The 26,900-nt window shown below is 64.5% G+C and carries 18 protein-coding genes and 4 pseudogenes; 9 read left to right on the top strand and 13 right to left on the bottom strand.

Going from position 1 to position 26,900, the window contains the following annotated elements:
* Positions 1-446: 446 nt before the first annotated feature.
* Positions 447-1,250, bottom strand: a pseudogene (gene istB / locus ACFOKF_RS09855) (IS21-like element helper ATPase IstB); the annotation flags it as partial.
* Positions 1,247-2,408, bottom strand: a pseudogene (gene istA, locus ACFOKF_RS09850) (IS21 family transposase). The pseudogenes istA and istB, both read right to left, overlap by 4 nt.
* Before the next feature lie 148 nt (positions 2,409-2,556).
* Between istA and ACFOKF_RS09845 the strand changes: the two are divergent.
* Positions 2,557-2,760, top strand: a pseudogene (locus tag ACFOKF_RS09845) (tyrosine-type recombinase/integrase); the annotation flags it as partial.
* Positions 2,761-2,765: 5 nt separating this feature from the next.
* Positions 2,766-2,909: pseudogene (locus tag ACFOKF_RS09840) on the top strand (DDE-type integrase/transposase/recombinase); the annotation flags it as partial.
* A 64-nt stretch (positions 2,910-2,973) separates the two neighbouring features.
* Here ACFOKF_RS09840 and ACFOKF_RS09835 read toward each other — a convergent pair.
* Complete coding sequence (locus tag ACFOKF_RS09835; RefSeq protein WP_380797884.1) at positions 2,974-3,249, bottom strand: hypothetical protein; 276 nt, start codon at positions 3,247-3,249, stop codon at positions 2,974-2,976.
* A gap of 1,050 nt (positions 3,250-4,299) precedes the next feature.
* Between ACFOKF_RS09835 and ACFOKF_RS09830 the strand changes: the two genes are divergently transcribed.
* The 4 genes from ACFOKF_RS09830 to ACFOKF_RS09815 all read left to right on the top strand — a co-directional run bounded on the left by ACFOKF_RS09830 (position 4,300) and on the right by ACFOKF_RS09815 (position 10,314).
* Positions 4,300-4,632: a hypothetical protein gene (locus ACFOKF_RS09830; protein WP_380795410.1), complete on the top strand. Its 333-nt coding sequence runs from the start codon at positions 4,300-4,302 to the stop codon at positions 4,630-4,632.
* Between the two features lie 71 nt (positions 4,633-4,703).
* The gene (locus tag ACFOKF_RS09825; protein ID WP_380795408.1) at positions 4,704-5,966 is read left to right on the top strand and encodes a TolC family protein; all 1,263 of its coding nucleotides are present in this window, start codon (positions 4,704-4,706) and stop codon (positions 5,964-5,966) included.
* 3 nt (positions 5,967-5,969) lie between these two features.
* Positions 5,970-7,103 carry an efflux RND transporter periplasmic adaptor subunit gene (locus ACFOKF_RS09820; RefSeq protein ID WP_380795406.1) on the top strand — a complete coding sequence of 378 codons (1,134 nt, stop codon included), beginning with the start codon at positions 5,970-5,972 and terminating at the stop codon, positions 7,101-7,103.
* A gap of 4 nt (positions 7,104-7,107) precedes the next feature.
* Entirely contained in the window at positions 7,108-10,314 is a 3,207-nt protein-coding gene (locus ACFOKF_RS09815; protein ID WP_380795404.1) for an efflux RND transporter permease subunit, read from the top strand.
* Here the strand turns inward: ACFOKF_RS09815 and ACFOKF_RS09810 are convergent.
* The 4 genes from ACFOKF_RS09810 to ACFOKF_RS09795 form a co-directional block, all read right to left on the bottom strand.
* Positions 10,305-10,661 carry a PilZ domain-containing protein gene (locus ACFOKF_RS09810; protein ID WP_380795402.1) on the bottom strand — a complete coding sequence of 119 codons (357 nt, stop codon included), beginning with the start codon at positions 10,659-10,661 and terminating at the stop codon, positions 10,305-10,307. The two genes, ACFOKF_RS09815 and ACFOKF_RS09810, sit on opposite strands and share 10 nt — an antisense overlap.
* Before the next feature lie 128 nt (positions 10,662-10,789).
* The gene (gene secA / locus ACFOKF_RS09805; RefSeq protein ID WP_380795400.1) at positions 10,790-13,525 is read right to left on the bottom strand and encodes a preprotein translocase subunit SecA; all 2,736 of its coding nucleotides are present in this window, start codon (positions 13,523-13,525) and stop codon (positions 10,790-10,792) included.
* Positions 13,526-13,648: 123 nt separating this feature from the next.
* Positions 13,649-14,719, bottom strand: a complete 1,071-nt coding sequence (locus ACFOKF_RS09800) for a hypothetical protein (RefSeq protein WP_380795398.1) — start codon at positions 14,717-14,719, stop codon at positions 13,649-13,651.
* A 78-nt stretch (positions 14,720-14,797) separates the two neighbouring features.
* Positions 14,798-15,355, bottom strand: coding sequence for an energy transducer TonB (locus ACFOKF_RS09795; protein ID WP_380795396.1), 558 nt, complete (start codon positions 15,353-15,355; stop codon positions 14,798-14,800).
* A 9-nt stretch (positions 15,356-15,364) separates the two neighbouring features.
* On the opposite strand from ACFOKF_RS09795, the gene argJ reads away from it, so the two are divergent.
* The 3 genes from argJ to ACFOKF_RS09780 are packed head-to-tail and all read left to right on the top strand — an operon-like array spanning position 15,365 to position 18,022.
* Entirely contained in the window at positions 15,365-16,591 is a 1,227-nt protein-coding gene (gene argJ / locus ACFOKF_RS09790) for a bifunctional glutamate N-acetyltransferase/amino-acid acetyltransferase ArgJ (RefSeq protein ID WP_380795394.1), read from the top strand.
* Between the two features lie 13 nt (positions 16,592-16,604).
* A complete protein-coding gene (locus tag ACFOKF_RS09785) occupies positions 16,605-17,402 on the top strand; it encodes an inositol monophosphatase family protein (RefSeq protein WP_380795393.1) in 798 nt (265 codons plus the stop codon).
* An 11-nt stretch (positions 17,403-17,413) separates the two neighbouring features.
* The gene (locus ACFOKF_RS09780; RefSeq protein WP_380795391.1) at positions 17,414-18,022 is read left to right on the top strand and encodes a glutathione S-transferase family protein; all 609 of its coding nucleotides are present in this window, start codon (positions 17,414-17,416) and stop codon (positions 18,020-18,022) included.
* Positions 18,023-18,040: 18 nt separating this feature from the next.
* On the opposite strand, the gene trxA is transcribed toward ACFOKF_RS09780, so the two are convergent.
* Genes trxA through tsaE form a run of 6 tightly spaced genes read right to left on the bottom strand, consistent with a single transcriptional unit; the run spans position 18,041 to position 26,897 of the window.
* Complete coding sequence (trxA, locus tag ACFOKF_RS09775) at positions 18,041-18,361, bottom strand: thioredoxin TrxA (RefSeq protein ID WP_298397237.1); 321 nt, start codon at positions 18,359-18,361, stop codon at positions 18,041-18,043.
* Positions 18,362-18,389: 28 nt separating this feature from the next.
* Complete coding sequence (gene addA, locus ACFOKF_RS09770; protein ID WP_380795389.1) at positions 18,390-21,821, bottom strand: double-strand break repair helicase AddA; 3,432 nt, start codon at positions 21,819-21,821, stop codon at positions 18,390-18,392.
* Positions 21,802-24,771: a double-strand break repair protein AddB gene (gene addB, locus ACFOKF_RS09765; RefSeq protein WP_380795387.1), complete on the bottom strand. Its 2,970-nt coding sequence runs from the start codon at positions 24,769-24,771 to the stop codon at positions 21,802-21,804. Before addB ends, addA begins: the two co-directional genes overlap by 20 nt.
* Positions 24,764-25,474, bottom strand: a complete 711-nt coding sequence (locus ACFOKF_RS09760) for a nucleotidyltransferase family protein (RefSeq protein ID WP_380795385.1) — start codon at positions 25,472-25,474, stop codon at positions 24,764-24,766. Before ACFOKF_RS09760 ends, addB begins: the two co-directional genes overlap by 8 nt.
* Positions 25,471-26,457 carry an aminoglycoside phosphotransferase family protein gene (locus tag ACFOKF_RS09755; RefSeq protein WP_380795383.1) on the bottom strand — a complete coding sequence of 329 codons (987 nt, stop codon included), beginning with the start codon at positions 26,455-26,457 and terminating at the stop codon, positions 25,471-25,473. Before ACFOKF_RS09755 ends, ACFOKF_RS09760 begins: the two co-directional genes overlap by 4 nt.
* The gene (tsaE, locus tag ACFOKF_RS09750) at positions 26,454-26,897 is read right to left on the bottom strand and encodes a tRNA (adenosine(37)-N6)-threonylcarbamoyltransferase complex ATPase subunit type 1 TsaE (protein WP_380797737.1); all 444 of its coding nucleotides are present in this window, start codon (positions 26,895-26,897) and stop codon (positions 26,454-26,456) included. The genes ACFOKF_RS09755 and tsaE overlap by 4 nt, the downstream gene beginning before the upstream one ends.
* Between the last annotated feature and the right edge of the window lie 3 nt (positions 26,898-26,900).

The raw sequence follows: 26,900 nt of genomic DNA, 5'->3' as shown, positions 1-26,900 counted from the left end.
ACGGCTTCGGGCAAGAGCGAGGGCTTTGGTGCCGGAAAAAAGCGTCCTGCAGTGACGATGAGCAATCAGTCGCCGTTAATCCGAAAGACACACGAAAGCTGGCAGTTCAACTGAATGAATGACATCTGACACGAGGCGAGCTAGCTTCCTTCGTCAACCGATGGCGCAAATCTGCCAAGGAAATCCTGGATGATTTCTAATGCCTCAGGTTCGTCAAGCAGCGGCGCATGACCAACCCCAGGCACTTCGGCAAACCCCATCTGAGGTGCCATTCGGCACATTTTTGCGGCGATTTCAGGCGAGAGCAGATCGGACACACCGCCTCGCAGAAAACGCGTCGGCCGGCGCCGAGCCAATCGCTGGAATAATAGCCAGCCAATGATCGACCGGCGGGACGGCGGCTTGCCGCCGAACTGTCGTACGATCGCACGATCATAATCGAGACACGGTCGTCCCTCCTCGTTAGGCGAGAATGTGCGCGCGTGCTCAGGCAGCAGGTCGGCGTGCTGTCGCATGCGATAGCTCGAGCCCTCGATCTGGACGACTACAGCATGGTGAAGGAGGCGGTCTAACAAGGCGGTGGCCACCACAGGATCGCCAAAGACCTCGCCCCATTCGGCAAAGCCGCGGTTGGATGTGAGGATCATGGCGCCCTTTTCGTATCGGGCGTTGACGAGCTGGAAGAACAAGTTGCCGCCGCCTGGCGTGACAGGGAGATATCCGATCTCGTCGACGACGAGCAGGGAGGAGCGGCACAAGAAGCGGATCCTTTCGCGCAACGTGCCCTCGCGTTCAGCCTTGGCCAGCGCCGCGATCAGATCGGCGAGCGGGATGAAGTAGACGCTCTTGCCTGCCTTCACGGCTTCGACTGCGAGGGCGGTCGCGATGTGGCTTTTCCCGGTGCCAGGCGGCCCCAGCAGATGCACGACCTCGGCCCGGTTGATGAAGTCGAGGCCGGCTAGCGCCAGGATCCGGTTGCGGTCGAGCGATGGCTGGAAGGAGAAGTCATATCCGTCCAGCGTCTTGGTGATCGGCAGCCTGGCCATGCGCAGGGCCGCCTTGATCCTGCGGTTCTCCCGCAGCGACAGTTCTTCGTTCAGCAATATGTCGATCGCCTCAACGCCATCGATCTTGCCCTGCTCGATTCCGCGCAGGGTGGCGTCGAGCATTTCCAAGGCGCGCGGCATTTTGAGATGGACCAGACTGCGGCGGATATTATCGACGCGGGACGCGGCACCGCCATGGTTCATGGCCGCTCTCCCCGCGCCAGTTGGCTGCCGATCGCCTGATAGATCGCCAGAGAGCGCACAGCGACATGCTCGCCGATACGGCCAATGGTGATTGCATCCTTTGGGTGGTGACGACGCTTAGCGCCGCTGCCATTTGTCCGATGCGCAGGATCGATCCTGTACTGCCGGCGCCCCTCCAGGACAGGATGCTCGGCAATGACATTGCCCAGGTCGATGATCCGGATCTTGTCAGGCAGTTGCTGGATTTCGACGACGCGCCGGGAGCAGCTGCAACTCAGGCTGCTCGGCGGCAAAGGCATCGGCGATGATCCGCTGCGTGGTGCCGTGGACACGGACGTTGGCGACGGTATCGAGCCAGTCGACCAGCTGGACGTTGAGATCTTCCAGATTGCGGAAGCTCCGCCCCAGGAAGAAGTCCTTGCGGATGTAGCTGAACGGCCGCTCGACCTTTCCCTTGGTCTTGGCCCGATAGGGGCGGCAGGCGCGTGGAACGAAGCGATAATGCCCCGCCAGAGCCAGCAATGATCGATTGTAGATGATGTGACCCTGATCGTCTTCCCCGGTCACGGCGGTTTTCATGCGATCGTAGAGGATCTCGATCGGGACGCCGCCGATCGTTTCAAAAGCCTGCATATGACAGCGCAACAGAGTTTGGAGATCCTGATGCATGACATAGCGCGCGAACAGGAAGCGCGAATGCCCCAGCACCAGGCTGAACAGCCAAACGATCCGGCTTACGCCGGGCTCATCGGTAAAGTCGACCACGAACCGGGCGAAGTCGACCTGCGCCTGTATACCAGGCGGCGTCTCGAACCGAACCTCGAAGGGCTTGGGGCCATTTTCTGGTCGGATCGCTGCCAGGAACCGCTTCACAGCGGTATAAGCACCCATATAGCCCAGCTCACGGATTTCACGCGTCAGGCGCGCTGCCGTCAGATCAGGAAAGGCCGTCACCCGCTCGCGTAGAAATTCCAAATAGGGCGCCAGCTTGTTCGGCCGCCCCAAGGCGCGTGGGCCATACACCGGAGCTTCGACGCCCCGTTCGATATATTTGCGGATGGTCTTGGGATCGCGACCAGTGCGTCGGGCGATGGCGGATATCGATACGCCCTGCCGATGTAGCTCGAGGATCATCATCAATTCTCCAAGTCGGATCATCGGCCCCGTCTCCGCGTCTGCAAAGGAGATGAGGACGATGTCGGCTCATCTCATTCTGCCGGGGCTAGCCCCGGCAGAATGAGATGAAGGGGCCACCAACTAGGGAATTTTCAAAGCCCACTTTTGCGGAGAATTGCAGGACCGATGACAGGCGCCTGACCAGCGGCTGTTCGTCAACCGCTATGGCGAACCCCTCAGTGCCTCGGGGGTCCGGTTCAAGCTTGCTGCCTACGTGAGGACAGCGGCCGAAACCATGCCAACGCTATGTGCCAAGCATGTGACGCCACATGCCTTCCGCCACGCCACCGCCGTGCACCTCATCTCGGCGGGCGTCGACGTTACAATCATGCGCTTCCTACTCCACTCCGGACCCTGGAGGGCTTTGTCTATCTGGCCGTCGTGATTGATCTCTATTCCCGCCGCGTGGTGGGTTGGTCGATGCAGAGCAGGCAGACCACCGATGCGGTGCTGCAGGCGCTGCACATGGCGGTACTGAGCAGGACTTCCCATCCCCCTTTGATTGCCCGGTTGAAAACGCTTTCGCCAATCGACGATGATCTTTGGCCTATTCTCGATCTATATCCGGATCTCCAAGATCCGGCACGTGATCGGAAAAATCCAATCTGGCCTTCGAAAAATCGACATGCGCAAAAGCGAAATTTCGGGCATTAAGCTGTTCAGGAGTAACATCTCCTGCTTCGAGTGCATCATCATCCGCTTTACGCAACGCAGCTTTCTGCGCGTCAAGCTGAACTGGATCAAAATGACGTTTAACCACCGGGCACATCTTCAATGAACATGTTGTTTTTCCCATAATCTTTCTGTTAATTGTCACGAACATAGTGGCGATATTTCTCTCATCTCTATACCGTGAGCCGTAGTCGGTTCGGCGCGGCGTTTAGCCGTTGGTCAGACACCTGATCGCATTGGACAGTGTGGTACATCGCATTTGGAGCGAAGACGAGGTGCAGGGAACATGGGGAGCTCTGGTAGCTCGGACCATCCGCGACCATCAGCTGCGCATCTGACCTGAAACTGCCCAAAACGGTTCTGTCTAAGACGCCCGCGCTCTCCGCATAGCTGGCAGACTGTTCTGGATTCCCTCGCGGCGTGAGCGATTAGTTCTTCAGAGTGCAGGCCTCCACGCGCGACATAAACAAACAGTGCGCCAGATCTTTCCCGAGCATCGAGAAGGAGTACGGACGGGTTGTCATGCTTCAGTTCGCGGAGAAGCCGCTTGAAGATGCTGCCCCATCCAGGAGAAACGCCTCGGTAACGGTCAGCGGCATAGCTCTGCGACTGGTATAGTCCGGCGCCAAGCGACTCTACTTCAGGGACCTTGTTCATCTAATTCCCCACGATCCAATCCGGGCGTGGTTAGTCCCTGCGCGCGTGTCGCAGGCGCTGCACCTTTAGGCAGAACCTTGGACATAGCGCAGCCACCCGGACGAGAGTATCTCGTCGGGCACGCGGCAGTTGAGGTAACCAGCCTCACTCATCCGATTTTGCGGACAAGCAATGCAGTCGATAGCGTTGCTGCAATTTTTCTTCAAGACCGCGAGAGGCCTTTAGGAACAGGCTCATCTAATGAACGGTGAATTGCGGTTCGGCGTTTCCCTCCTATCAACCGCCTTCGGCGGTGGTGAATGACCGAGTTCGAAGATGAACTTCGAACTCGGTCATTCACTCGATAAGATGGAGTAATATTGGACAAATCGCGTTTTAAAGCGCGCGCGGAATCGCTTTAAAGATTAGACAAATATCTTGAAATGCTTATGGAATGTGAGTTGAAGGACGAAAGGCGGTTCAGATAAGGGTTCGAATCCCACCGCTTCCGCCACCTTCCCAAATCATCTTGGCGCATGATCATATTCGCGGTACAGCGCGTGTCGTGCGGCGCATCCTCCTCATCCTCGCCTCTGTCGGCCTGCTGCTTTCGCTTGGCGTTGCGCCCGTTGCGCATGCGGTCGAGAAGCTGGGCTGCGTGGAACTGGCGGACGACGGGGCGTATCATTCCGATAATGACGGGGATCAGGTGCCCGGCGATGCCGACAATGGCTATCCGCATCACCATGGCGGCTGCCATGGCCATCATGTCGCGCCGCCGCTCGCCCATGCCAATGCGCCTGAAGAGGTGGCTTTGAACTCTCAGCATGACGGCCGCGCCACACGTCATCTGACGCCTGCGCCCGTCGGCACGACCCTGCGACCGCCCATCGCCTGACCCAAGCCATAGGCCGTCCGCAGCGCCCTGCGCGCAGCGGACATCCATGACTCCGGTTCAGGATTTTCTCCATGCATCGTTTCCATGCAGCCTTGTTGGCTGCAACCGCCTGCGTCCTTCCGGCGCAGGCGCAACAACCGCCGACGGCCATTGTCGCCGGTCCGCTCTTCACGCTCGATGACGCCATTGGGGCGGCCGGCGGCGCAGCGCCCTCGGCCGAGGCTGCACAGGCCGCCGTCAGTGCGGCTCAGGCCGCCCGCACGGTGGCAGGGCTGCGCCCCAACCCCACATTGCAGACCCAGGTCGAAAATATCGCAGGGTCCGGCCAATATCGGGCGCTGGACAGCGCCGAAACGACGGTCGGCCTGAACGTCCCGATCGAACTGGGCGGCAAGCGATCCGCCCGCATGGCCGTGGCCGATGCGCAAATCGTCCGATCGCAACTGTCCGCCGCCATGACGCAGGCCGATATTCGCCTGCAAGTCACGATACTCTATATCGAAGCCATCGCCGCCGAACGCCGGCTGACAACGGCGCAGGATCAGGTGCGGATCGCCGGCGAAGCCCTGTCCGCCGCACAGTTACGGGTTCAGGCGGGCCGCGCCTCGCCGATCGAGGAGCAGCGCGCCGCTGTCGCTCATATCAATGCGCAGGCGGGCGCCACCCGCATGATCCGTCTTGCCGAGGCCACTCGCGCCAATCTGGCCCGGCGGATCGGCAGGCCGTTGAACGGCGCGCTCGATCTTGGCTGGCTGGACCGGGTGCCCGATAGTTATGGCCCCGCCCTGCCCCCGGATGTTGCGGGAACGCTGGCGCTGGCGGCGGCTGAAGCCGATCTGGCAAGCGCCGACGCCAATGTTCGACTCGCCCAATCCCAGCGTGTGCCGGATCTGGAAGTCGGGCCGGCGGTCCGCCGCCTGTCCCAAACCGGCGATACGGCCATGGTCTTCTCCGTGTCGATGCCGATCCCGTTGTTCAACGCGGGCAAGGCCGCCGTCGCGCAGGCCAGCGCCCAGCGCAATCAGGCCGCTGCCCAGCGGCGCATGACGGCGCTGGATATCGAACAGGCGATGACCGACGCCATGGCGCAGGCGGACAATGCCGCCATTCTCGCCCGCACCGCCAACGGCCCCGCACTGGCCGCCGCACAGGAATCCGTTCGCATCGCCCGCATCGGCTATCGCGAAGGCAAGTTCGGCCAACTCGACCTGCTCGATGCAGAGCGCACGCTGGCCGACACACGCCTGTCCGCCATCGATGCGCTTGCCGCCTATCACCTCGCCCGCGCGCAACTGGAGCGCCTCACCGCGCCCGCGCCGACACAGGGAAACTGACCCATGCGATCCCTTTCTACGCTTCATGCCCTCCCCCTCCTGTTCCTGCTAGCCGCCTGCAATGGCGACACACCCAAGTCAGACGCGCCCGCTTCCGCCGAAGAGCATCATGAGGATGACGGCAAAATCCTCCTCAACGCCGATCAGATTGCCGCCGCCGGCATCCAGATCGCACGACCAACGGTCGGCGGTGCGGGCACGATCGAACTGCCGGCAACCATCGATGGCGATCCGCAGGCGACGCAGGTCGTATCCGCCGCCATCGGCGGCCGGGTCGTGGCGCTGATGCGCAATCTGGGCCAGTCGACCGGTCGTGGCGACACGATCGCGATCATCGAAAGCCGCGAAGCCGCGTCGCTCAACGCCGAAGTGCAGGCCGCCGGCGCCCGTCTGGCGCTGGCGCAAAGCAATCTGGCGCGCGAACAGCGCCTGTTCGCGCAGCGCGTGTCGGCCGAACAGGATCTGATCACCGCCCGGACCTCCGCGACCGAAGCCCGCATCGCCCTGCAACTGGCGCAACAGCAACGATCGGCCGCAGGCGGCGGCGGCGGCGCGCTCAACCGGATCGCGATCCGCGCGCCCCTGTCTGGACAGGTCATTTCCCGCAGCGTCGTGCTGGGGCAGACGGTCGCGGCCGATGCGGAACTGTTCCGCATCGCCAATCTGGGCAGCTTGTCGCTGGCGCTGAACTTCCAGCCTGCCGATGCGGGGCGGATTCGGGCCGGCGCGCCGGTACAGGTGCAGGCGGCAGGCCGCACCGGCGCCGCCCGGATCAGCTTCGTGTCGCCCGCGCTCGATCCCGCCACCCGCCTGATCCCGGCGATCGCGACGATCGACAATCGCGCCGGCCAATGGCGCGTCGGCGAACCAGTCACCGCGTCCGTGTCCCTTTCCGGGCCGGGGACAGACAAGGCCATTCGCGTACCCTCCACTGCGGTTCAGTCGCATGAGGGCAAGACCGTCATCTTCGTGCGGACGCCTACCGGCTTCATCGCCACGCCCGTAACGCTGGGCGACAGCGCCGGCGATCAGGTCGTCGTACGCTCCGGCCTGACCGGCAGCGAACAAATCGCCACCATCAACAGCTTCACGCTCAAGGCCGAACTCGGCAAGGGCGAAGCGAGCCACGAGGACTGAGCCGATGATCGCCTCCATCGTCACATGGGCGGTGCGGCAGCGCCGGCTGGTCCTGCTGCTCACCCTTCTTGCCGCCATCATCGGCGGCGTCGCCCTCTATCGCCTGCCGATCGACGCCGTCCCCGACATCACCAACAATCAGGTGCAGATCAATGTCCGCGCCCCGGCCTTGTCCCCCGAACTGGTGGAAAAGCAGGTCGCCTTCCCCATCGAAACCGCGCTCGCCGGCATTCCCGGGCTGGATTACAGCCGGTCGCTCAGCCGCAACGGCTTTGCCCAGATCACCGCCGTCTTCACCGAATCCACTGATATTTACTTCGCGCGGCAACAGGTCGGCGAACGGCTGGCCGGGGTGGCGGAAAGCCTGCCGACCGGCGTGTCCCCGGAAATGGGACCGATCGCCACTGGCCTTGGCGAAGTGTTCATGTGGACCGTCCGTCTCGACCACCGGGCCGATGACAAGCATCTGCCCGGCGAACCGGGGATGCAGCCCGACGGCAGCTATATCACGCCCGAAGGCGAACGGCTGACCGACGACACCGCCAAGTCCACCTATCTGCGCACGGCGCAGGACTGGATCGTCACCCCCCTGCTCAAAAACACCCCGGGCCTTGCCGGGGTCGATTCGATCGGCGGCTACACCAAACAATATTTGGTGGTCCCCGATGTGCAGCGGCTGGCGTCGATGGGCATCACCCTCACCCAACTGGCCGAAGCGCTGGAGCGCAACAACAGCAGCGTGGGCGGTGGCTTCGTCAATCGCAATGGCGAAGGGCTGGCCGTGCGCGCCGACGCGCTGATCCGCAATGCGGCCGAACTGGCGCGCATCGTTGTGGCCACGCGCGAAGGCGTGCCGATCACGCTGGATCAGGTCGCTTCCGTGCGCACCGGGCAAGCCGTCCGCATGGGATCGGCATCCGAAAATGGCAGCGAAGTCATCGTCGGCACCGCCGTCATGCGCATCGGCGAGAATAGCCGCACCGTGGCCAGCGCCGTCGCCGATCGCTTGAAGCAGATCAACGCCTCCCTGCCGCCCGACGTGGTGGTGCAACCCGTGCTGGACCGCACCGCGCTGGTCAACGCCACCATCGGCACGGTCGCCAAAAACCTCACCGAAGGCGCGTTGCTGGTCATCGTCGTACTGTTCGCGCTGCTCGGCAATTTCCGCGCCGCGCTGATCGCCGCCATGGTCATTCCCGTCACCATGATGCTGACCGGCTTTGGCATGTTCCACGCCGGCGTGTCCGCCAATCTCATGAGCCTTGGCGCGCTGGATTTCGGCCTGATCGTCGATGGCGCGGTCATCATCGTGGAAAATGCGCTGCGCCGCATCGCCGAGCGACAGCATGGCGCCGGCCGGTCGCTGACGGCGGAGGAGCGCCGCTTCATCGTCGCCGCGGCCGCGCGGGAAATGATCCGCCCGTCCGTCTATGGGCAGGCGATCATCATCCTCGTCTATGTGCCCCTGCTCACCCTGACCGGGGTGGAGGGCAAGACATTCGTCCCCATGGCCTTCACGGTGATGATTGCGCTCGTCTGCGCCTTCATCCTGTCGCTGACCTTCGTACCGGCCGCCATCGCGGAATGGTTATCCAGCCGCGTGGACGAAAAGGAAGGCCGCGTCATGCGCTGGCTCAAGGCGCGCTACGAACCCGGCCTCGACCGGGCGATGCGCCGCCCCCGCGCGACCATAGGCATCGCCATCGGCGGTGTCGGGTTGGCGGTTCTGGCCTTCCTGTCGCTGGGGCAGGTGTTCCTGCCGCAACTGGACGAAGGCGATCTGCTGATCCAGGCGATGCGCATCCCCGCGACATCGGTGCAGCAAAGCCAGGACATGCAGGGTCCGATCGAACGGATGATGGCGAAACAGCCCGAAGTGCGCTTCGTCTTTTCCAAGACCGGCACGGCGGAACTGGCGTCCGACCCGATGCCGCCCAACGCCACCGACATGTTCGTCATCCTGAAGGATCGCAGCCAATGGCCCGACCCAGCCCTGCCAAAGACCCAACTGATCGAGCGGCTGGAGGGCGAACTCGCCCGCTTCCCCGGCAACGCCTATGAAATCACCCAGCCCATCCAGATGCGCTTCAATGAATTGATCGCAGGCGTGCGGGGCGATGTAGCGGTCAAGATATTCGGTGACGATTTCAACGCCATGACCGCTACGGCGGAAAAGATCGCGGGCGTTCTGCGGCGCACGCCGGGCGCGGTGGACGTAAAGGTTGAACAGACCACCGGCCTGCCCATGCTCGACATTCGCGCCAATCGGGACGCCATGGCCCGCCTCGGCGTCTCCGCGCAGGATGTGCAGGACGTCGTGACCGCCACCCTTGGCGGGCGACAGGCCGGCATGATCTTCGAAGGGGATCGCCGTTTCCCCGTCGTGATCCGCCTGTCCGACAGCCAGCGGGCCGATCTCGTCGCCCTTCAACAGGTGCAGGTGCCCGTACCCGGCGGCCAGTTCGTGCCGCTCGCCAGCGTTGCCGATCTGCGTATCGTGGATGGTCCCAACCAGATCAGCCGCGAAAACGGCAAGCGGCGGGTGGTGGTGCAGGCCAATGTGCGCGGCCGCGACGTCGCCACTCTGGTTCAGGAGGCGCAGGCCAGCATTGCGCAGCAGGTGCGCCTGCCGGCGGGCAGCTATCTGGAATGGGGCGGCCAGTTCGAAAATCTCGCCGCCGCGCGCGACCGGCTGCAACTGGTGATCCCGGCCTGCTTCGCGCTGATCCTGCTGCTGCTCTATGGCGCATTGGGATCGGTGCGGGATGCGGCGATCGTCTTTACCGGCGTGCCGCTGGCGCTGGTCGGCGGCGTTCTGGCGCTGTTCCTGCGGGGGATGGATTTCTCCATCTCCGCCGCCGTGGGCTTCATCGCCCTGTCGGGCATCGCCGTGCTGAACGGTCTGGTGATGCTGTCATCGATCCAGGATCTGATGCGATCGGGAATGGAGCCAGCGCTGGCCGCCCGAACCGGCGCGCTCCAGCGCTTGCGGCCGGTGGTGATGACGGCGCTGGTCGCAAGCCTGGGCTTCGTGCCCATGGCGCTCGGCAGCGGCGCGGGCGCGGAGGTGCAAAAGCCGCTGGCGACGGTGGTGATCGGCGGCCTCATATCGGCAACGCTGCTCACCCTGTTCGTCCTGCCCACCCTCTATGCACGCTTCGGCGTGCAGCGGGCAAAGCCGCTCGACCAGCCAGAGCCGGTTCAGGCGTAGCGGTCGGGTCCGACACGTTGCAGGGTGATGGTCGGCCGGTCTTCGGACTGGCCGCCCGCCTTGGCGATGACGGCGACGGGATCGACTTCGCTGGTCAGCAACAGGCCGCACCGATCCGGCCCTTCCCAGATCACCGTTCCGCACACCTCCAGTCCGTCGGCGATCAGCGTCGTGCGTTGGCCAACCGGCGGCAACCAGCCGCCGATGATCAGTGCGCCATAGATGGAAATATTGCGGATGATGACCGGCTGGCTGACGCCGTCCCAACACAGGATCGCGTCAATCTCGGCGGAAAAACGGCTCTCCCGCCGTTGTTCCGCGCGCGCGCGATAGGTCCAGCTGTCCACATTCTTCTCCGGCCCTGCCCCCGGTAGATTGCGGCAGGGTGATCGGAGTTGATTGCCAAAGACCTAAAGACTGCGGTTAACGCAATTTTAACAGCGTACCGCCGGCCTCGGCCGGCGGCTCCGCCTCGTCAGGCCAGCGCGCCGTGGCAGTGCTTATATTTCTGGCCCGAACCACACGGGCAGGGCGCGTTGCGGCTGATTTCCAGATTGGCGAACTCACCCGCCGGCGCTGCGCCGACCGGCCCGCGCGGAAGGGTGGTGGTGATGCCGGCCGTCTGACCGCCATCAATGTCCGCGCTGTTGTCTTCCCCGGAGAAGGGATCGATGTGCGTCGTGATGAAGTCCGGCAGCACCGGCAGGCCATAATCCTGCAAGGGCGGCTGCTCCATGCGGAACTGCACCCGCGCGATCGATCCGGTCACATCCTCGCGAATATTCTCCAGCATGCGCTCGAACAGGGCGAAGGCTTCCTGCTTATATTCGTTGATCGGAGTCTTCTGGGCATAGGCGCGCAGGTGAACGACCTGGCGCAGCGCGTCCAGCGTCGCCAGATGCTCCTTCCAGTGATGGTCCAGGCTCTGGAGCAGGATCGACTTTTCGATCATGTGCCAATCGGTCGCCTCGACCTCCTTGACCTTTTCCGCCACCGCTTCGTCGGCCAGCGCGGTCAGACGCTCCTCGATCAATTCGGGGTCGACGGCATCTTCGGCCAGCCAGGCGTCGAAGTCCGGCTCCAGACCCAATATTTCGGCCGTGCGCGCCTTCAGCCGCTCCATGTCCCACTGTTCGGGATAGGTGCCCGGCGGGCAGGATGCGCCGACCAGATCATTGACCGTCTCGTGCCGCATGTCGATCACGACATCGTCCACCGTATCGGCGTCCATGATGTCGCTGCGCTGTTCATAGATCACCTTGCGCTGGTCGTTCATGACATCGTCATATTCCACGACCTGCTTGCGAATGTCGTAGTTGCGCGCCTCGACCTTCTTCTGCGCCGTCTCGATCGCCTTGCTCAGCCAGCGCGAAGGCGGCAGAGCCTCGCCATCTTCGAGGTTCGACCGGATCATCTTGGCGAACATCGTGTCCGGGCCAAAGATGCGCATCAGATCATCGTCAAGGCTCAGGTAAAAGCGCGACAGGCCCGGATCGCCCTGGCGGCCCGAACGGCCGCGCAGCTGATTGTCGATGCGGCGGCTTTCATGCCGCTCGGTCGCCAGCACGAACAGGCCGCCCGCCGCCAGCACTTCCTGCTTCTCGGCTTCGATCTCGGCTTCGATGCGGGCGATCGCGGCGTCGCGTTCCGGCCCTTCGGCCATGTCGCGCAGTTCGTCCTCGACCCGCATCTCCAGATTGCCGCCCAGCTTGATGTCGGTGCCGCGGCCGGCCATGTTCGTGGCGATCGTCACCGCGCCCTTGCGGCCCGCCTGCGCCACGATATGCGCTTCGCTATCGTGGAAACGCGCGTTCAGCACCGCATGGGGCACGCCTTCCTGCGTCAGGAATTCGGACAGCATTTCGGACTTTTCGATCGACACGGTGCCGACCAGAACCGGCTGTCCCTTTTCGGCATGCACCTTGATGGTCTTGGCGATGCCGCGGAACTTGTCGTCCAGATTCTTGTAGAAACTATCTTCTTCATCGATGCGCTGCACCGCCCGGTTGGTCGGGATGGTGACGACGTTCATCTTGTAGATTTCGAAGAATTCGGCCGCCTCAGTCGCCGCCGTGCCGGTCATGCCGCCCAGCTTGGGATACATGCGGAAATAATTCTGGAAGGTGATGGAAGCCAGCGTCTGGTTTTCCGGCTCGATATTCACGCCTTCCTTGGCTTCCACCGCCTGATGCAGACCATCGGACCAGCGGCGGCCATCCATCATGCGGCCGGTGAATTCGTCGATGATGACGACCTTGCCGTCCTTCACGATATAATCGATGTCGCGGCGGAACATCACCATCGCGCGCAGCGCCTGATTGACGTGGTGGACGACCTGCGTGTTCTCGAAATCGTACAGATTGTCGCCCTGCAACAGGCCGGCCGCCTCCAGCAGACGCTCGATCTTTTCGGTGCCGTCCTCTGTCAGCGTGACGCTGCGCTGCTTCTCGTCCTTCTCATAATCGGCTTCGGTGATCTGCTTCACGATCGCGTCGACCGCGACATACAGCTCCGACTTGTCGTCGGTCGGGCCGGAAATGATCAGCGGCGTGCGCGCTTCGTCGATCAGGATCGAATCGACTTCGTCGACGATCGCATAGTTGAACGGCCGCTGGACCATCGATCCGCGGTCATATTTCATATTGTCGCGCAGATAGTCGAAGCCCAGTTCGTTGTTCGTCGCATAGGTGACGTCGGCATTATAGGCTTCGCGGCGCTGGTCTTCGGTCAGGTTCGGCACGATGACGCCGGTGGTCAGCCCCAGGAAACGATAGACCTGGCCCATCCATTCGCAGTCGCGGCTGGCCAGATAGTCGTTCACGGTGACGACGTGGACGCCCTTGCCCTCCAGCGCGTTGAGGTAAGTCGCGACCGTGGCGACCAGCGTCTTGCCTTCACCCGTGCGCATTTCGGCGATTTCGCCGCGATGCAGGACGATGCCGCCGACCATCTGCACGTCGAAATGGCGCATGCCCAGCACGCGGACGGACGCTTCACGCACCGTGGCGAAGGCTTCGGGCAGCAGGTCGTCCAGTGTCTCGCCAGCGGCCAGTCGTTCGCGGAAGCGCACGGTCTGCGCCACCAGTTCTTCATCGGATAGCGCCTGAACAGCCGGTTCGAACGAAGCGATCTTGTCGACGATCTTCCCCAACGACTTCACATAGCGTTCGTTGGACGATCCGAAGATGGACTTGGCAAGTGCGCCGAACATGAGCTCTCCCTGAGCGAAAAAACAGACGGCGTAAGGACCGACGCCATAATGGAATGTGCGGCAAATAGGGATCGGTCGGGCGAACGTCAATTCGGCGTTCTGCCCGACCGGTGCGGCAGGCCGCTATATGACCGCCGCAGCCGCCTTTTGCCGCGCCAGTTCCTCGAATATCTCCACCCAGCGTTCAGCCACGCGGCGCCGGCCATAGTGCGCGTCCAGATGCGCGCGCGCCTGCGCCAGTCGTTCCTGCTCCGCGTCCCAGCCATATGCATAGCGCGACAATCCATCCTGCCAGTCGTCCAGCACGATGAAAGGCCGCAACTCCTCATAGGATTCGATCGAATCCGCGATCACGCCCAGCCCCGCCATGATCGCCGTCGCCGGCCGGTTGATCGACTTGCCCGCCGTATAGGCGTTACGCGCTACCGGGATGATCGCCACCCGATGCAGCCCCAGCGCTCCGGGAAAGCTGGCCAGCGACCAGGGCATATAGACGCTTGGAATGCCCCAATTGGCCGACGCCTTGCGATAAGCGGCGGGCTTGTTGGTGATGATCGTCAGGGTAACGGGATGGTTTTTGGCAAAGACGCGCAGATGCGCCACCGCCTCCTCCATTTCCCCCACGCCCGAAATACCGGCCATATTGTTGCCAAACCACACAACATGCAGCGCATCAGGGTGCCCCGCCAGAAAGCGGCGCAGGCGCGCAAGGCGAAATCGCTCGATCAGGGATGGGCGCTGCGCCGACAGGCTGGACATATCCTCCAGCATGTCGGGAACCACGCGGATGCGCCCCTCAATCTCGGGCGTGGCGGCTGTCAGCAACTCCCCCATCGTCTGCGTCGGCACCGTCACCAGATCGGCCTGCGACAACAGGCTGATGGTGCGCTCGCCATGCCGCGCCGATGCCTTGACCCGGTTATTGGCGAACCGATTGTCGCAAATGTCGAAGATCAGCCCGCATCCCGCCTGCTGCGCCGCCTGCGTCGCCTTCACCGCGCCGCGCCCAAACGCCTTGGATATGACCACAGCGTCGCATCCTGCCGGTCCCGTCAATTTGGGATAGCGCCGCACATCGACGCCGGCCTCGCGCAGCGCCGCCATCGGCTCCAGCACGCGCAACCGGATGCTGGCTTTCTTGCGCGAATAGCGCTTGGCGTAGAAGGCGAAACGGCGATCGCCGGAGACTGTCATGGCGCAATGGGACCTTTGTTATGGCGCTTCCTCACCATGACGGTGACGGCAAGGCAAGTCCGCATGGGCAGCTAATCATCAGTCAGGCAGACGCCACGTCACGCGGCCATTATAAGTATCGCGCACCGGCACGCCATCGGCATCCCGCGCGGGTTCGAACCGGGCATTGCGGGTCAACACCGTACAGGTCGCCTCATCCAATATCTTGTGCCCCGAACTCTCCGTCACGGCGCATCGCTCGACCTTGCCGTCCGTGTCGATCACCAGTTGAAATCCCGTGGTCCCGGACCATTCATTCCGCATGACTTCAGCCGGATAATCATTGTCGCTCAGCCAGTTTCCAGGGCTTTCCGCAGGCGTGGTGCGCGTGGCAGGCTTTGGTGGCAGAGAGAGGCGAGGTTCGGGCGTCGCCGGACCGGCATTGGCTTCCTGCGCAGGCATTGCAACCGGCAGGTCGGGATCGAACTGCCGCTGCCAGAGGGACACCGTAAAAGCCAATAGCCCCGCGACGCCACATGCAATGATTGCTTCTCTTACCCGGCGTCCGTCCATCCGCGCCTCTATGCCATGATCGCCCGCATGCGCCATCATAGATTGTTGCGCGATCGGATTGACGGAATCGCGCTTTTCCCCCATCCCGCCGCCATGACAGACCGTTCCCCCCTCGCCCCCGCCGCCTTCCCGTCCCTGCCCGCCATCGCCGGGGTGACGCTGCGAACCGCGCGCGCAGGCTATAAGGCGTGGGAACGCTGCGACCTGACCTATGTCGAGCTGGACGCAGGCACGGCGATCGCCGGCGTCACCACCCAGAGCAAATGCCCCTCCCCCGAAGTGGAATGGTGTCGTGACGCCATTCCGCTGGGGTCTGCCCGCGCTTTGGTGGTCAACGCCGGCAATGCCAACGCCTTCACCGGCCATCGCGGCCGCGCCGCAGTCGAAGCGATCGCCGCCAAGGTCGCCAATCACCTGTCCTGCCTGCCGTCGGACGTCTTCGTCTCCTCGACCGGCGTGATCGGCGTGCCGCTGCCGATCGACAAGGCTGAAGCGGGCCTCGAAGCCGCTTTCGCCGCTACGCCCTGCGACTGGGAAGCGGCGGCCACCACGATCGGCACCACCGACACCTATCCCAAGGGCGCCTCCGTCTCCGCCATGATCTGTGGCGTGCGGGTCGAACTGTTGGGCATCATCAAGGGATCGGGCATGATCGCGCCCGACATGGCGACGATGCTCGGCTATATCTTCACCGACGCGGCGATCGATCCGGCCCTGCTGCAACAGATGCTGTCGGCCGCCAACAAACGCACCTTCTCCTGCATCACGGTGGACAGCGACACCTCCACCAGCGACACGGTGCTGGCCTTCGCCACTGGCAAGGCGGGCAATGCGCCGCTAACGTCGATGGACGATGACGGCGCCGACGCCTTCCATGCGGCGCTGCGCGATCTGTGCCGTCAACTCGCCCATCTAGTGGTGCGCGATGGCGAGGGCGCGACCAAATTCGTGGAAATCACCGTCGAAGGCGCGGAGAGCGACGAGAGCGCCCACCGCATCGGCCTGTCGATCGCCAACTCCCCGTTGGTCAAGACGGCGATTGCCGGCGAAGACGCCAATTGGGGCCGCGTCGTTGCCGCCATCGGCAAGGCGGGCGAACCGGCCGATCGCGACAAGCTCTCTATCCGCTTCGGCGCGACGCAGGTGGCCACCGGCGGCCTTGCGGTCGAAGGCTATGACGAAGCGCCCGTCGCCGCCCATCTTAAGGGACAGGACATCGTCATCGGCGTCGACTTGGGGCTGGGCGAAGGGCGTGCGACAATCTGGACCTGCGATCTGACGCACGGCTATATCTCGATCAACGCGGACTATCGCAGCTAAGGAAACTTCGCCGATGCTGCTCGAACTCCATGAACCCGTCGTCGCCCTGATGCGGCAGGTCGGGCGTGACATCGTCATGCCGCGCTATCGCAACCTCACTGCGGATGAGATCAGCGAGAAGGCCGCCAACGACTTCGTCACCATCGCCGACAAGGAAAGCGAAATCCGCCTTGCCCAAGGGCTGACCGCGATCTTGCCCGATGCCGGCGTGATCGGGGAAGAAGCCTGCGCCGCCGACCCCACTATCCTGGAACGCGCGGGCGAAGGATTGAACTGGATCATCGACCCGATCGACGGCACCGGCAATTTCGCCTCGGGCAATCCGCCCTTCGGCATCATGGTGGCGCTGGCCGATGGCGGCGCGACGCTGGCGGGCTGGATATTCGATCCGCTGACCGGACGGCTGTGCCATGCCATGCTGGGCGGCGGTAGCCATGTGAACGGGGAACAGGTGCAGGCGCGCGAAAGCGATGGCGACCTGCCGATCGCGGCCATCTCCACCATCTTCATGGCGGCGGAGGAACGCGCTGACATGGAAAGCCGGTCGCAGTCCATCTTTACCCTGGTGGATATTCCCCGCTGCGCCGCCGAACAATATCCCCGGCTGGTGCTGGGACAGAATGATGTGTCGGTCTTTGCCCGCGTCCTGCCCTGGGATCATGCCGCCGGGGCGCTGTTCGTCAACGAAGCGGGCGGCTGCTGCCAGCGCCTCGACGGATCGCCTTATGTCGTGGGCGATCTCAGCCGGGGCCTGCTCGGCGCGTCCTCGCCCCGTCTGTGGGACAAGGCCGCCGCCACCTTATTTGCATAAAGGGATTTGCCATGTTGACGATCTGGGGCCGGCTGAACTCGCATAATGTGAAGAAGGTCGCCTGGTTCGCCGACGAAATCGGCCTGCCCTATGTCCGCCATGACGTTGGCGGCAAGTTCGGCATGGATGCGGCCTATCTGGCGAAGAACCCCAATGCGCTGATCCCCACGATCGAGGATGGCGACGTCATCCTGTGGGAATCCAACGCAATCCTGCGCTATCTCGCCGCCCGCCATGCTCCTGCCTTATGGCCGGCCGATCCGGCCGAGCGGGCGCAGGGCGACAAATGGATGGACTGGCAATTCGCCTTCGCTGACTTGCAGCGCGACGCCTTCCTGCAACTGGTGCGCAAGACGCCCGACCAGCGCGATGGACAAGTGATTGCAAAATCGGCCGAAGCGACCGGCAAGGCCATGTTGATCCTGAACGACGCGCTCGCCGCCCGCCCATGGTTGTCAGGTGTCGATTTCGGTGTCGCAGACGTGCCGATGGGCGTCTACGCCCATACATTCTTCACGCTCGACATGCCGCGGCCCGATGTGCCGCATGTGCGCGCCTGGTATGACCGGCTACGCGAACGGCCGGCCTATGCCCAGTCGGTGATGATCCCGCTGACATAGGCCGGCCCGATCGACCAGTTACAGGACGCTTTCGATCCAGCCCTTGAGCGCGCTCTTGGGCGCAGCGCCAACCTTGGTCGCGCTGACTTCGCCATTTTTGAACAGGATCATCGTCGGGATGCCGCGCACGCCATATTGGCCGGGCGCATCAGGATTTTCGTCAATGTTGATCTTGGCGATCGTCACCTTGTCCGCCAGTTCTTCGGAGATTTCCTCCAGAGCCGGGCCGATCATCTTGCACGGGCCGCACCATTCGGCCCAGAAGTCGACAAGCACGGGCTTGTCGGAATCGATTACATCTTCCTTGAAGCTGACATCGGTAACTGCCTTGGTGGCCATAGCGTAAAACTCCTTTGTTGAGCGGTATCTAGGATGGGTGCGCGTCCGGCTCAACGGGCCAGAGCGGCAAATTCTCCTGCGCAGGCACAAAGCCGGGCTTGTTCGCCGCCAACAGCGCAGCCGGCAAGGTGATAAGGCGCGGCGCACTGGTGTAGAGCAGCCCGGCATCAATCACGCGATCCGGGAAGATCACGGCCAGCGCGGCGGCATAGGCGGCCATCTGGCGAATATGCGCACCCGGCACATCCGCCAGCGTCAGCGGCGCGAACCGTCCGGTCTTGAAGTCGACAAACTGCACCCGATCCGGCCCGATCCGCAGCCGGTCGACCGTGCCGGCGATCACCGCTTCGCCCACCACCGCCGCGATCGGCGCTTCGGGCAGGGCGTCAGGACCAAATAGCGCGGCATAATCGGGCGCGTCGATAACGCGGAGCGCCTGGCCGATGACGTCATGACGCACCGCTGCGTCCTCCGCCCCCTGCTGGATCAACCAGCGATCGGCCGCATCATGGCGACGGTCGGTTGGAACAGCCGGCAGACGCTCGAACAGGGCATGGAGCCAGCGCCCGCGTTCGGCGGCGGCCCGCATCGCCGGCGTCGGCGGCGGATAGGGCACATCATCCTCCACCTGTGCCGAGGGCGCGAGCGGGCGCGGGGGCCGCGCCTCGGCAGGAGCCGCCTGCCGCAGCCAATCCGGTTCGACCAGCACAACCCGTTCGGCCGCCGTTTCCGGCTCGGCCTTCCTCGCCGGCAACTGCTCGCTGCCGCGCCAGTGCCGGGCTGCGTTCCACAGCGGATCGGCCTCCCATTCCGCGCCCAGCGACGCCATCGCGCCTTCCACTGCGGCAAACCAGCTTTCGGGCTTCACCTCGCCCTTGGCGCGCGGTCCCAGCGATCCGGCAACCACCAGCTTTTCCTCGGCCCGGGTCAGCGCCACATAGAGTAGCCGCCAATGCTCCTCGCGCTCGACCTGCGCCGCCGCCGCCGCGACATCGCCGATTGGACCCTGCTTTTCCGCCTTGCGCGGGGCCAGGATTGGCAGGCCGTTCCACACCAGCGAATCCGCCCGATTGCCCGCATCGGGGTCCAGACAGGCATCGGCCAATATGACGATCGGCGCCTGCAATCCCTTGGCGCCATGCACCGTTAACAGGCGCAGCATGTCGCCCGCCGCCGCCGCATCGCGCACAATCTCCACCTCGCCCCGGTCGAACCAGTCGATGAAGCGCTGGAGCGAGGGATGATCGTCGCTCTCAAAAGCCAGCGCGGCGTTCAGCAATTCCTCGATCGGGTCGGCCGCTTCCGCCCCCAGTCGCGCGATCAGCTTGCGCCGTCCATCCATCGGGCCGGACAGCATCGCCTCCAGATAGCGATAGGGCGTCGTAAAATCCGCCACGCCCAGCAGAGCGCGCAACGGCGCGAGCAGCCCGGCGTCCAGCGTCTGGTTCAGATGCCGCCACAGTCCCGTCCTGCGCCCGATCAGCCGGGTCATCAATTCGTCCTGCGTCCAGCCGATCAACGGCGACACCAGCAGCGCGGCGAGATTGAGTTCATCCTCCGGCTGCACCGCAAAGCGCAGTGCCGCCAGCAGATCGCGCACCGCCAGCGGGGCGTTCAGCCGCAGCCGGTCGATCCCGGCCACCGCCACCTGCTCCTCATACAGGCGCGCGACGATCAGCCGCGCCAGTTCGCTGCGACGACGAACAAGGATCATGATGTCGCCCGCCCGCACCGGCCGGCCCCGGCTTTCCAGCATCAGGCCATCGTCGATCCATTGCTTGATCTGGCGCGCGATCCGCTGGGCCAGCACCCGTTCCTGATCCTCGGCCCAATCTTCCTCGCCCTCCGCCTCTTCGGAAAGATTGGCGATCACCGGCTTCCACAGCATCACCTCGCCGGGGTGGCGATTGGCGCTGATATGCCGCACCTCCCCGCCATCAAGCCCCAGCCGTTCACCGCGCAAGGTCGCGATCGTGCGGTCGACCACATCCAGCACCGCCGGCGTGGACCGGAAACTCTGGTCCAGCGACAAAGTGAAGAAATCCTGTTCGGCCGCCTCGGCATGCCGCTGAAACGCGGTGTGCGCGACCCGGAACGCTTCGGGGCTGGTGCCCTGAAAGCCAAAGATCGCCTGCTTGAAATCGCCGACGGTGAAAATCGTCCGGACCTTGTCGCCCTTCGCCCCTTCGCCCGCGAAAAATTCCGCCGTCAGCGCGGCGACGATCGTCCATTGCCGGACGTTCGTGTCCTGCGCCTCATCGACCAATATATGGTCGATCCGCTGGTCCAGCTTATAGCGTATCCACTCCGCGATGCCGTCCTGCGCCAGCAGGCTGGCGGCGCGCGCGATCAGATCATCGAAATCCACCGCCCCAGCCAGCCGCTTCGCGTCGCCATAGTCGCGCGCATAGCCGCGCCCGGCATGCAGCGCCTGCGCCAGCAAGGCGGCATACTCCGCGCGCAGCTTCATCGCGATCAGATCGCCGCAGCGCTCATAGAGCCGCATCGCCATGTCGGCATAGCCATCGACCGGCGGAACGAAGCCCTTGCTGTCCAGGAAATCGCCGTCCGCCTTGGACCAGGCGCGGTGCAGGTCCGCCAGCCCCGCCGCCCTGCCCGCCGGGTCCAGCGCCCGCCATGCCGCAATCCGGTCACACCGCTCCAGCGCGCGGCTTTTGCCCCAGTCGACATTGGCGCGCACGATCCAGTCCAGCGCGCGCATATCGAACATATCGTCCGAACATTGGTCGGCAAGCCATTGATCAATATCGCCTTCGGGCAGGCCAAGCTCCGCCCCCAGCCATGGCGCGATCCATTCGGGCAGCCCGTCCAGCGCTTCCCCCCGCGCGGCGCAGCGTAGCAGAAACTGTTCAGCGCCGCCTTCGCCCAGCCGCAGGCTCAGCGCCTGCAACGCCGCCATCAGGGTCGTATCGTCCCGCTCCTGCGCCCGCACCACCAGATCGGCGAGCGCCTGCCGGGCCAGGCTGGATTGTTCGCGCTGATCCAGCGGCCGAAAACCGGGGGCCAGGTCCGCCTCCAGCGGAAAGGCGGTCAGCAATTGCTGGCAGAAACCATGGATGGTCTGGATGCGCAGGCCCCCACCGGTCGATTCCAGCACTTCGGCGAACAGGCGGCGGGCATGGTCCTGCATGTCCGGGCCATGATCCTCGCCCAGCGCCATCAGGTCCTTCGCCAGCGCGGGACCGTCCATCTGCACCCATGCCGCCAGCCGGTCGTGAATGCGATCGGCCATTTCCGCCGCGCCCGCCTTGGTAAAGGTCAGGCACAGGATATTTTCCGGCCGCACCCCCTGAAGCAACAGGCGGAACACGCGCGCGGTCAGCACATGGGTCTTGCCGGTGCCCGCCGATGCGGACAGCCAGACATGCGCGTCGGGCGCAGCGGCGCGGGCCTGATCGCCCAGCAATTTCTGGAGCGCCCTAGCCATCGTCGCGGCCATACCATTCCTCCAGCCGCATCAGCTGGTCATAATCGCCATAATTGGCCACTTCGGGATTAAGCTGCGCCACGAATGGCGCCGATCCCAGCATATAGTCGCGCGCCAGTTCGGCGAACTGGTCATAGGCATGGGCAGTGAAATCGGCCGTCACGATCTTGTCGCGCTTGCCCATCGGGTCCACCGGCCGTTCACGATAGCCGAACTGGTCGCCCTTCTTGGCCAGCGACCAATATTCGAAATCGCCCGCCAGCGGCCGGTCGCCCAGGCCAGTGAAACCCTCATGCTCGGCGATCAGCCCCAGCAGCCCCAGTTGCAGCGCATAGCCGGCCTTCACCTGCTTGGCGCTTGGCGGCTTCCCGGTCTTGTAATCGATGATGCCCAGCGTTCCGTCGGGCAGGCGATCGATCCGGTCGGCCTTGCCCATCAGCTCGACGCCGGCGATCTCCGCCCGCCCTTCCTGCTCGACCGCCAATATGCGGCGTCCCTCGGCGGTGTCGCGCATCACTTCGCCCGCAATCCAGCGGATCGCCTCGATCAGGCGGGGCTGCCACAGCGCTTTCAGCAGAGGATGAACCTCCGGCCGGTCGAACATGGCCCGGGCGCTCGCCTCCAATGCGGCGGGATCGAGCCGATCGCCCTCGGCCCAGCGTTGCAGCACATCATGCACCGCCGTCCCGCGCCAGGCCGGGCCGGCATCGGCATCCACCGGATCGAGCCGCGCGAGTTTCAGAACCCGCCGTGCATAGAAGGCGAAGGGATCGGCCTTCAGCCGGTCGACATCGGTGACGGGAATGACGCGCGGCCGCGCCGTCACGGGCGGCACGGGCGCAGGGCGCTTGGCGGGATGATAAGCGGCCGGCGCGTCGATCGCGCGGGCAAGACCGGCATAGCGGTCCGCCGACTTCCATTGCGGCCCGGCCATCGCCTTCAACCGCAGCCAGAAGCGCGAAGCGACCGCCGGCCCACCGCTGCCCCGCCGCGCGCGTGTTATCAGCACATGCGGCGCGCCCAGCGCGCTCGCAAAATCATGCGCGGCAAGGCCGATCCGCATTTCAAGCCCCGGCAGCCTCAGTTCGCGCCGGATGCGCGGCGCCAGCCAGGGATCGGGCGATGGCAGGCCGGGCCATGTGCCTTCATTCAGGCCGCCCAGGATCATCAGGTCCGCCTGCGTCAGCTGCGCTTCGATCAGGCCAAGGATGGAGATACGCGGATGGCCGCCCTGCGGCGGACGCACCGACACCCCGCCCAACATGGCGTCGAGCAGCGCCGGCAGCGCGCGCGGATCGGCCTGACGCGGGCCTTCCGGCGCGGCAGCCTCCATTTCGGCGAACAGATCGGCGGCGGCACGCCCCTGATGCCCGGCCCAGACGGCATCGCCGGTCAGCGCGCTGGCGCACTCCCGCAACACCGCCAGCTGCCCGCCCAGATCGCCCGCATCGGCAAAACCCGTTTCCAGCGGCTCCAGCAGCGCGCGCGCCGTCGGCCACCACTCACTGACCTGTTGGCGCAGCACGCGCTGCCGGTCGTCGGCACGCGGATGCATCAACAGGTCGATGCCGATCAGCCCCGCCTGCGGCCTTGGCCCGCGCAGCAACAGGTCGAGCGCACGCACCCCCTCCAGCCAACCGAGCCGCCCCGCGCCCTTCATCACCAGCGGATGCTTCAGCAGGGTCAGCAGCGGCACCGGCGCAAAGCGTTCCGCCACCACCTCCGCCATCGCGATCAACAAAGTTCCGGGCAACAGGCGCGACAGGGGCTGCCCCGCCGAATCGTCCGCCTCAATCCCCCAGCGGCGCAGATGTGCCGATACGCGGGTCGCCAGCTGCCGGTCGGGCGTCACCAGCGCGGCGGTGCGTTCGGGTGTCTCCAGCGCCTCGCGCAGCGCGATGGCGATGGCCTGCGCTTCCTCGCCCGGCGTCGCCACCTCCAGCGCCTCGACCCCGGCGAGCGATCGATCCGCCGTCTTCAGGTCGCGCCAGCGGCTGGTCAGCCTGGGCGGCAACATCGCGTTGGAAATATTGCGCCCCCGCACAGCGCGCGCATCATGTTCGCTGCCCCAGCGCCAATTGGCGACATCCTCGCGCGTGGCGCTCATGCCATCCAGCAGCCGCTTGAGCGCATATTGGGGGTGGCTTTCATGGCCGGGTTTGCGCTGGCCGGTCACCGGATCGGGATCGAACGGACCGATCGCGTCCCATGCCTCCGCATCCATATTCTGGTCGAGGCCGGCAAAGACCACCATGCCGCCCGGCATCATGGCGATCCGCCGCAGCAGTCGGGCGACAGCCGGCGCAGTTGTCGAAATACCGGCTGCGACGACGAACCCCGCCGGCGGATGCGCCGTCCAGCGCGCCGCCAGCCGCGCGAACAGCCGGTTGCGCCGCTCCGCCAGATCGATGCAGCCCGTCCGGGCCAGTTCATCCGGCCAGCGCGCAATCAATATCTCGAAAATCCTGAGCGACGTCTGCCAGTGGCGCGACAGTTCGTCCGACAGCGTCAGGTCGCGCAGCGCCGTCAGCGGAACCTGCTCGACCTGCATCTGATCCAGCACCGCGCCCAGCGCCTGCCCCAGCAACAGCGCCTGCCCGGCATCGACTTCGGGCCGCGCCTGCTGCACCATCCGCGCCAGCATCATCTGTCGCCGCATCGGGGCGATGGCGGGCGGAACGGCGTCTTCCTCGCCCAGCGGGTCCAGCGCCCCGCCCACTTGCTCGCCCAGATCAGGATCGCCGATCGCTACCAGGCGCGGCAACAGCAATCCGCCGCCCGATTGCCGCACAAAGGCATCGCTCACCGCCCGGATCGCACGATTATTGGGCAACAACACCATGCCCTGCGCCAACGCCATCGGATCGCCGCGATGCTGCGCCAGCAATCCCGTCACCAGCGCGTCGGCGAAAGCCCGATGGGCCGGAATGCTGTACAGGGCCGGATGGCTCCGATCACCCATGGGCGATCATCGACTCCACCACCGGAATGGCTCTGGGCGTGCCGACGTCGAACCACATGCCCTGATGCGATACGCCGTACAGGCGGCCCTTTTCGATCGCCCGGTTCCAGAAGACATTGGTCGAAAACACATCGGCCGGCGGATCGACCAGCAGATCGGCCGAAATGATCTGGATGCCGATATAGACGAAAGGCGCCACATGCCCCGGCTTGCGACGGGTCAGGCGGCCATTGGCGTCCATATGGAAATCGCCCTGCCCGCTGTGGCACATGGCGCGCGCCTGCGGGATCAGCAGCAACAGCGCATCCATCCTGGCCGGGTCCCATATCCGGCGCATCATCGCGAACGTCTCGCTGGGTCCATCGACCCAGTAATTGTCGCTGTTGACGCAAAAGACGGGTCCATCGCCCAACAGCGGCCGGGCCTTGATCAGCCCGCCGCCCGTCTCCAGCAGCTTGGCGCGCTCGTCGGAAATGACGAAATCCATGCCGCCCTTGCGCGATTTCAGATGCGCCTCGACCGTGTCGGCCAGATAATGGACGTTCACCACCACCTTTTTGACGCCGCCCGCTTCCAGCCGGTCGAGCGCATGGTCCATCAACGCCTTGCCCGCCACCTTGACCAGCGGCTTGGGCCGCGTGGCGGTGAGCGGCCGCATCCTTTTGCCAAGGCCGGCGGCCATCAGCATGGCGGTGTCGATCATGCTGTCGCGAACTCCTTGAGCGCATCATGGCGCTTGTCGGCGGGAATATTGGCGGCGAACCAGTCCGCCACCGGGGCCAGCGCGGGATGCGCAAGATCGCGTTCCAAAAGCCCCCACATGCGCGGCAGGTAGGACAGATAACGCGGCTTGCCGTCACGCTTCCAAAGGCGGGTGAAGATGCCGATGATCTTGGCGTTGCGCTGCGCGCCCAGCACTGCATAGGCCGCATCGAAATCACCGGGCGGCGATGCGATCGCCTTATAATGGGCCAGCATAGCCGCTTCGACCTCGACAGGAACGTCCCGCCGCGCGTCCTGCAACAGCGACACGAGGTCATAGGCCGGGTGCCCCGCCAGCGCGTCCTGAAAATCGAGCAGGCCCAGGCCGTGGGACTCCGCCCGGTCGATCAACATGATATTTTCGGCATGATAGTCGCGCAGCACCGTCACTGTCGGGCTGGCCGATCCCTCGACCAGCGGCAACACCGCATCCCACGCCGCAATGTAGGCGTCGACATCGACCGGCAGGTCGATCGCCGGGCAATACCATTGCGTCAACAACCCGACTTCGCGCTGATAGACCGCCCGGTCATAGGCCGGCAGGTCGGCGGGCGGCAGGCGATGCAGGTCGGCGATCAGGTCCACGGCACGGCCATAGACCGCCAGTTCATCGGCCGGATCGGCCTCCATATGCTCCTTGATGCGCAGATCGCCGAAATCCTCGATCAGCACCAACCCCTGATCCAGATCGCGCGCCAATATGCGCGGCGCGGCGAAACCCTCTGCCGTCAGATGTTCGGCAATGGCGATGAAGGGGCGGGGATCTTCATGCGGCGGCGGCGCATCCATCAGCACGGCGCGACGGCCGCCATCCAGCACGCGAAAATAGCGGCGGAAGGACGCATCGCCGGCCAGCGGAACGACAGCCGCGCCGTCCCAGCCGGCTTTGGCGAGGAAATCGGGCGTCGTGGCGGGGGGGATCATATCTGTGACCATCGATCCGTCCAAGCCGCCGACACGTCCGCTGTCAAGCGCCGTGCGCCATCATCCAATATCTCGATGCTCAGCCGCAGTGCGTGGGACCATAGTCCATCCCCCAGCCGGTCGGGCCATTCCACTATCAGCATGCTGTCCATCAGATAGTCGCCCAGCGCCAGCTCCTCCGTCTCCTCCGGCCCATCCAGGCGATACAGATCGACATGGGCGACTGGAAGGCGGACTTCTGGTACGTTATAAGGCTGGACGATCGCGAAGCTGGGGCTGGGCGCCTCGCCCTCCAGCCCCAGCGCCTCCAATATGCCGCGCGCCAGCGTGGTCTTGCCCGCGCCCAGCCCGCCTTCCAGCGCGATGACGTCGCCGATCCGCGCATGGATGGCGATGCGGCGGCCAAGATCCAGCATCGCTGCTTCACCCGTCAGGTCCATCAC

The sequence above is a fragment of the Sphingobium rhizovicinum genome (genome assembly GCF_042647625.1).
Lineage (GTDB): Bacteria > Pseudomonadota > Alphaproteobacteria > Sphingomonadales > Sphingomonadaceae > Sphingobium > Sphingobium rhizovicinum.
This window is presented reverse-complemented; position numbering and strand designations above follow the sequence as displayed.